Raw genomic sequence first — 6,765 nt, forward strand, 5'->3', positions numbered from 1 at the left:
GGCGAGCGAGACAACAGCTCCCGTGCGGCGCCCGCGCCCCGGACAGCGGCCCGCGCACACCGAGCGGAGGCCGACCGGATCGAGGTACGGCGCCCGGGAGCGTGACGGGAGAACCGCCCGCATGCGCGAACCCACGGAATCCGCGGAGATCACCGCGAACGACAACGACAGGACGTCCCCCGCCACCGGCGGGGAGGCCCCGACCACACACGACACCCCCAGCGACACCCTGCCGCCGCGCCGCCGCCGGCGTGCCGTGTCCCGCCCGGCGGGACCGCCCGCGGTCACCACCGCGGAGCCGGAGGTCGTCACCCCGGCCGTCGCACGGGCCGACACGCCGTCCGAACAGGCCCCCGTCGCCTCCGAGCCGACCTCCGAGACCGAACCCGCGCCGCCGCGCCCCCGCCGCCGCGCGACCCGCCGCGTCTCCGCTCCGGCGGGCCCGCCGGAGCCGGCCGAGACGGTGCTGCCCGCGTCGCGGGCCGACGCCGGCGCGGAGTCCGGGGAGCAGCGGCCCGAGACGGGGGAGGAGGCGGGCGCCTCCGAGGAGAAGCCCGCCGAGGCCGCCGCGGAGCAGCCGGCGCCCACCCGCACACGACGGCGTACGACGCGCCGCGCCTCCGCTCCGGCGGGCCCGCCGCAGCCGGCCGAGGAGGCCGGGAAGCCCGCCGCCGAACCCGAGCGGCCCGCCGGGGAGGCGGAGGCCGCGGCGAGCGAGAAGGCGACCGAGGAGCAGCCGGCGGAGCCCGCCGAGGCCGAGCGCTCCACGCCCGCCCGCACCCGGCGACGCGGCCGCAAGGCCGCCGCCGAGAAGCCCGAGGCCGAGAAGCGCGAGGCCGAGAAGCCTGCCGAGAAGCCCGCGGCGGAGCCCGAGGCCGAGAAGCGCGAGGAGAAGCCTTCGGCGGAGCCCGAGAAGCCCGCTCCCGCCGAGGCCGAGTCCGCGCCGGCGCGGCGCGTGAGGAAGAAGCCGCCCGTGGCGGTGTTCCAGCCCCCGGTGTTCGCCGAGCCGGTGTTCCAGACCCCGGAGACCGCCGCCATCGCCGCCGCGGCCGAGGCCGCGGAGCTGGAGGAACCGGACGAGGACGAGGACGAGACCGGATACGCCGAGGACGGCGAGCACGTCGACGAGGCGGCCCACGCCGAGTCCGCCGGCTCCTCCCGCCGTCGTCGCCGGCGCCGCCGTCGCGGCGGCGAGGCGGACGAGCGGCCCGAGCGGGGCGCCGCCGCCGAGGAGGCCGAGGCGTTCGAGGAGCCCGAGGAGACGGACGAGGAGCCGGAGGACCGGGCCGAGGACTTCGAGGAGGGCGACGAGCGTCCCGCACGCCGCCGCCGGCGCGGTGGCCGCCGCCGTCGTCGCGGCGGTGACGCCGAGACCGCCGACGAGGCCCGGGGCGACGAGGAGGACGACGAGGGCGCGGAGAGCGGCGAGGAGACCGCCGTCGCGGCCGAGGAGGACCACCACGCCGAGCGGGACGAGGAGGACACCGCCGAGTCCGCCGCCGGCGAGCACCCGGTCGCCTCCAGCAGCACCTCCCGCCGCCGGCGCCGGCGCCGGCGCCGCAGCGGCGAGGCCGAGCCGGTGGGCGCCGAGCTCTCCCCCGACGACCCGGAGCGCACGGTCGTCAAGATCCGCGAGCCGCGGAAGAGGAAGGACGAGCCGGCCGAGAGCGCCGACGGCGTGCAGTCCATCAAGGGCTCCACCCGTCTGGAGGCCAAGAAGCAGCGCCGCCGCGAGGGCCGCGAGCAGGGCCGCCGCCGCGCCCCGATCATCACCGAGGCCGAGTTCCTGGCCCGCCGCGAGGCGGTCGAGCGCGTCATGGTCGTCCGCCAGAACGGCGACCGGACCCAGATCGGCGTGCTGGAGGACGGCGTCCTCGTCGAGCACTTCGTCAACAAGGAGCAGTCGACCAGCTACGTCGGCAACGTCTACCTGGGCAAGGTCCAGAACGTCCTGCCGTCGATGGAGGCCGCCTTCGTCGACATCGGCAAGGGCCGCAACGCCGTCCTCTACGCCGGCGAGGTGAACTTCGAGGCCCTGGGGACGTCCGGCGGCCCGCGCCGGATCGAGACCGCGCTCAAGTCCGGCCAGTCCGTCCTGGTCCAGGTCACCAAGGACCCGATCGGTCACAAGGGCGCCCGGCTGACCAGCCAGGTCTCCCTCCCCGGCCGCTATCTGGTCTACGTGCCCGAGGGCTCGATGACCGGCATCAGCCGCAAGCTCCCGGACACCGAGCGGGCCCGGCTCAAGCAGATCCTCAAGCGGATCGTCCCCGAGGACGCGGGCGTCATCGTCCGCACCGCCGCCGAGGGCGCCAGCGAGGAGGAGCTGCGCCGCGACGTCGAGCGGCTCCAGGCGCAGTGGGAGGACATCCAGAAGAAGGCGCGCAAGGGCAACGCTCCGACGCTGCTCTACGGCGAGCCGGACATGACCGTCCGGGTCGTCCGCGACATCTTCAACGAGGACTTCTCCAAGGTCATCGTCAGCGGCGACCAGGCGTGGGAGACGATCCACGGGTACGTCTCGCACGTCGCGCCCGACCTGGCCGACCGGCTGCAGAAGTGGACCTCCGAGGTCGACGTCTTCGCCACCTACCGGATCGACGAGCAGCTGATGAAGGCGCTGGACCGCAAGGTCTGGCTGCCCAGCGGCGGTTCGCTGGTGATCGACCGGACCGAGGCGATGGTCGTCATCGACGTCAACACCGGCAAGTTCACCGGCCAGGGCGGCAACCTGGAGGAGACGGTCACCAGGAACAACCTGGAGGCGGCCGAGGAGATCGTGCGCCAGCTGCGGCTGCGCGACCTCGGCGGCATCATCGTGATCGACTTCATCGACATGGTGCTGGAGTCCAACCGCGACCTGGTGCTGCGGCGCCTGTTGGAGTGCCTGGGCCGTGACCGGACCAAGCACCAGGTGGCCGAGGTCACCTCGCTGGGCCTGGTCCAGATGACCCGCAAGCGGGTCGGCCAGGGGCTGCTGGAGTCGTTCTCCGAGACCTGCGCGCACTGCAACGGCCGCGGCGTCATCGTCCACATGGACCAGGTGCAGACGCAGGGCGGCGGGGGCGGCAAGCGCGCCCGGAAGAAGGGCAAGGGCGCCGCGCAGCAGCCCGCGCCCGAGGCGCCGGTGGAGGTCCCGTCCGTCGAGGAGCCGGCGGCCGAGGCACCGGCGGAGACGCTCGCCGAGATCTCGGCGGCGGTCGCCGAGCCCGCGGCGCTGCCCGAGCCGGCGTTCGTCCCGGACGAGGAGCTGTACAACAGCGCCGCCGAGGCCGAGGAGGCCGCCCGGCGCGGACGCAGGCGGCGGCGTGTCGCCCGGAAGGTGTCGGCTCCGGCGGGTCCGCCGAAGGCGGCCGCCGAGGCCGAGGCCGCGGTGACCGTGGTTCCGGCGCCCGGGAAGGCGCCCGAGGAGCAGCCGGCGGAGGAGCTCGGGGAGGAGACCCCCGAGGCCGCTGCCGCGGTCCGAACGCCCGAGAAGGCGCCCGAGGCCGCTGCCGTCGCCGAGGAGTCCGCCTCCGAGCCCGCCGGCACGGCGGAGACGGTCCAGGTGGCGGAGGAGCCGCGCCCGCGCACCCGGCGGCGTGTCGCCCGGAAGGTGTCGGCTCCGGCGGGTCCGCCGAAGGCGGCCGCCGAGGCCGAGGCCGCGGTGGTGGTGGTCCCGGCGCCCGGGAAGGCGCCCGAGGAGCCCGCCGAGCGGGCGGAGGAGAAGGCCCCCGCCCCGGCGTCGGAGGTCCCCGAGGCCGCTCCCGCCGCCGAGGAGCCCGCTCCCGTGGCTCCGGCCGCGGAGGCACCGGCCGAGGAGCCCGCGCCCCCGGCGCGGCCCCGCCGTCGCGTGGTGCGTCGGGCCGCCGCTCCGGCGGGTTCCCCGGAGGCGGCGGAGATCACCGAGCCCGCCGGCACCCCGGCGGCCACGGGCGAGTCCGAGGCCGCCGGCGAGCCGGAGGCGGAGGAGGCGGCCCCGGCGAAGAAGACGGCCCGCAAGACGGCCAGGAAGGCCACCGCCAAGAAGGCGGCGACCAAGACGGCCGCCAAGAAGACGGCGACCAAGACGGCGGCCAAGAAGACGACGGCGAAGAAGGCCGCCGCCAAGAAGTCGACGACGAAGGCCGCCGCGAAGAAGACGGCGACCAGGAAGTCGGCGGCCAGGAAGACCGCGGCGGCGGAGCAGCAGACCCCGCCGTCCGTCTCGGCCCCGGCCGAGGACTGACGGGTCCGCCGGGCTCCCGGGCGCCTTCCGGCGACCGGGAGCCCGGTTTGACCCTTCGACTTCCGGCCCCGTAATCTTGACCGTCGGCGTGTCGATGGATACGCCAGGCTCCTGAGCACCTCCCTCCACACGCTCCACGCGGTGTCGTGGGAGCGTGAGGAGAGGCCGCTCAATCCACTCGGATCACCACGGGCCCGCCCGTGTCGGGCGGCTGGCATCAGGGGCTCCACCCACGAGCGAGAGAGAGTTCCGCGTGTACGCGATCGTGCGCACCGGCGGCCGCCAGCAGAAGGTGTCCGTCGGGGACGTGATTGAGGTTGACCGTATCTCCAACAGCAAGGTCGGCGACAGCGTCGAGCTCTCGACCCTGCTCATCGTCGATGGCGATGCGGTCACCAGCGACCCCTGGGTCCTGGCCGGTGTGAAGGTCCACGCCGAGGTCGTGGACCACCACAAGGGTGCCAAGATCGACATCCTGAAGTACAAGAACAAGACCGGCTACCGCAAGCGGATCGGTCACCGCCAGCTGCACACCGCGCTGAAGATCACCGGCATCGACGCCCCGGCGACGAAGTAAGGGACTGAAGAGAGATGGCACACAAGAAGGGCGCATCGTCCACCAGGAACGGGCGTGACTCCAACCCGCAGCGGCTCGGCGTGAAGCGCTTCGGCGGCCAGGTCGTCAAGGCGGGCGAGATCCTGGTCCGCCAGCGCGGCACCCACTTCCACCCGGGTGCCGGCGTGGGCCGCGGCGGCGACGACACGCTGTTCGCGCTGTCCGCCGGTGCGGTGAAGTTCGGCACCCACCGCGGCCGCAAGGTCGTGAACGTCGTCCCGGTCGGCGAGTAATCCGGCACGGTACGGCACCACACGTTCCGAGGGCGGACCGCCTCTCGTCGTACGCGCGGACGCGCGCACCGGCGGGAAGCGGATCCGCCCTCGGCGCGTTGGACACAAGACGCCGCCGGCCCGGTCCGCGGCGCCGCCGGCTCGACCGGCACGGCCGACATCCGGCCGACGACATTCCGTACGCCCTTTGATCATCAGCTGGGAGGCACCCGTCATGACCACCTTCGTGGACCGCGTCGAGTTGCACATCGCCGCGGGTAACGGAGGCCACGGCTGTGCCTCCGTGCACCGGGAGAAGTTCAAGCCGCTGGGCGGCCCGGACGGCGGCAACGGCGGCCGGGGCGGCGACGTCGTCCTCGTCGTCGACCAGTCCGTGACCACGCTCCTGGAGTACCACCACACCCCGCACCGCCGGGCCGGAAACGGCAAGCCGGGCGAGGGCGGCCACCGCTCGGGCGCCGACGGCAAGGACCTGGTGCTGCCCGTACCGGACGGCACGGTCGTCCTCGACAGGCAGGGCAACGTGCTGGCCGACCTGATCGGCCACGGCACCACCTTCGTCGCCGGCCGCGGCGGCCGGGGCGGCCTGGGCAACGCCGCGCTCGCCTCGCCCCGCCGCAAGGCGCCGGGCTTCGCGCTGCTGGGGGAGCCGGGAGAGACCCGCGACATCGTCCTGGAGCTGAAGACGGTGGCCGACGTGGCGCTCGTGGGCTACCCCTCGGCGGGCAAGTCGTCCCTGATCTCCGTCCTCTCCGCGGCCAAGCCGAAGATCGCCGACTACCCCTTCACCACGCTGGTGCCCAACCTGGGCGTGGTGACGGCCGGCTCGACCGTCTACACCATCGCCGACGTCCCCGGGCTGATCCCCGGCGCCAGCCAGGGCAAGGGGCTGGGCCTGGAGTTCCTGCGCCACGTCGAGCGCTGCGCGGTCCTGGTCCACGTGCTGGACTGCGCGGCGCTGGAGTCCGATCGCGACCCGGTCACGGACCTGGACGTCATCGAGGCCGAACTGGCGCAGTACGGCGGTCTGGACGACCGTCCGCGGATCGTGGCGCTCAACAAGGTCGACGTCCCCGACGGGCAGGACCTCGCCGACATCGTCCGGCCCGAGCTGGAGGCCCGCGGTTACCGGGTCTTCGAGGTCTCGGCCGTCAGCCGCAAGGGTCTGAAGGAGCTCTCCTACGCCCTGGCGGGGATCGTGGAGGAGGCGCGCGCGGCGAAGCCCCAGGAGGAGGCGACCCGCATCGTCATCCGTCCCCAGGCCGTGGACGACGCGGGCTTCACCGTCACCAAGGAGGGCGAGGGCTTCTTCCGCGTGCGCGGCGAGAAGCCGGAGCGCTGGGTCCGCCAGACCGACTTCAACAACGACGAGGCCGTGGGCTACCTCGCCGACCGCCTCAACCGTCTCGGGGTCGAGGACGAGTTGATGAAGGCGGGCGCCCGCGAGGGCGACGGCGTGGCCATCGGTCCCGAGGACAACGCGGTCGTCTTCGACTGGGAGCCCTCGGTCTCCGCGGGCGCGGAGATGCTCGGCCGCCGCGGGGAGGACCACCGTCTGGACACCCTCCGCCCGGCCGCCCAGCGCCGCCGCGAGCGCGAGGCGGAGCGCGACGAGACGATGCGGGAGTACCGGCAGTTCGACCCCTTCGCGTGACCTTCCCGGTCCGCCCCGCCGCCGAGGGGGACCGTTCCATCGCCCGCGGCGGTCG

4 protein-coding genes are annotated in these 6,765 nt (G+C 74.4%); all 4 read left to right on the top strand.

All coding sequences use genetic code 11. The features are described from left to right. Positions 1-121: 121 nt before the first annotated feature. The 4 genes from ABD335_RS12430 to obgE all read left to right on the top strand — a co-directional run bounded on the left by ABD335_RS12430 (position 122) and on the right by obgE (position 6,710). Complete coding sequence (locus tag ABD335_RS12430) at positions 122-4,207, top strand: Rne/Rng family ribonuclease (protein WP_344322335.1); 4,086 nt, start codon at positions 122-124, stop codon at positions 4,205-4,207. Positions 4,208-4,460: 253 nt separating this feature from the next. Continuing rightward, positions 4,461-4,784, top strand: a complete 324-nt coding sequence (gene rplU, locus ABD335_RS12435) for a 50S ribosomal protein L21 (RefSeq protein ID WP_031507467.1) — start codon at positions 4,461-4,463, stop codon at positions 4,782-4,784. A gap of 14 nt (positions 4,785-4,798) precedes the next feature. After that, the gene (rpmA, locus tag ABD335_RS12440; protein WP_344322336.1) at positions 4,799-5,056 is read left to right on the top strand and encodes a 50S ribosomal protein L27; all 258 of its coding nucleotides are present in this window, start codon (positions 4,799-4,801) and stop codon (positions 5,054-5,056) included. 214 nt (positions 5,057-5,270) lie between these two features. Continuing rightward, a complete protein-coding gene (gene obgE, locus ABD335_RS12445) occupies positions 5,271-6,710 on the top strand; it encodes a GTPase ObgE (protein ID WP_344322337.1) in 1,440 nt (479 codons plus the stop codon). The last annotated feature ends 55 nt before the right edge of the window (positions 6,711-6,765 follow it).

The organism is Streptomyces macrosporus (assembly GCF_039533145.1).
Lineage (GTDB): Bacteria > Actinomycetota > Actinomycetes > Streptomycetales > Streptomycetaceae > Streptomyces > Streptomyces macrosporus.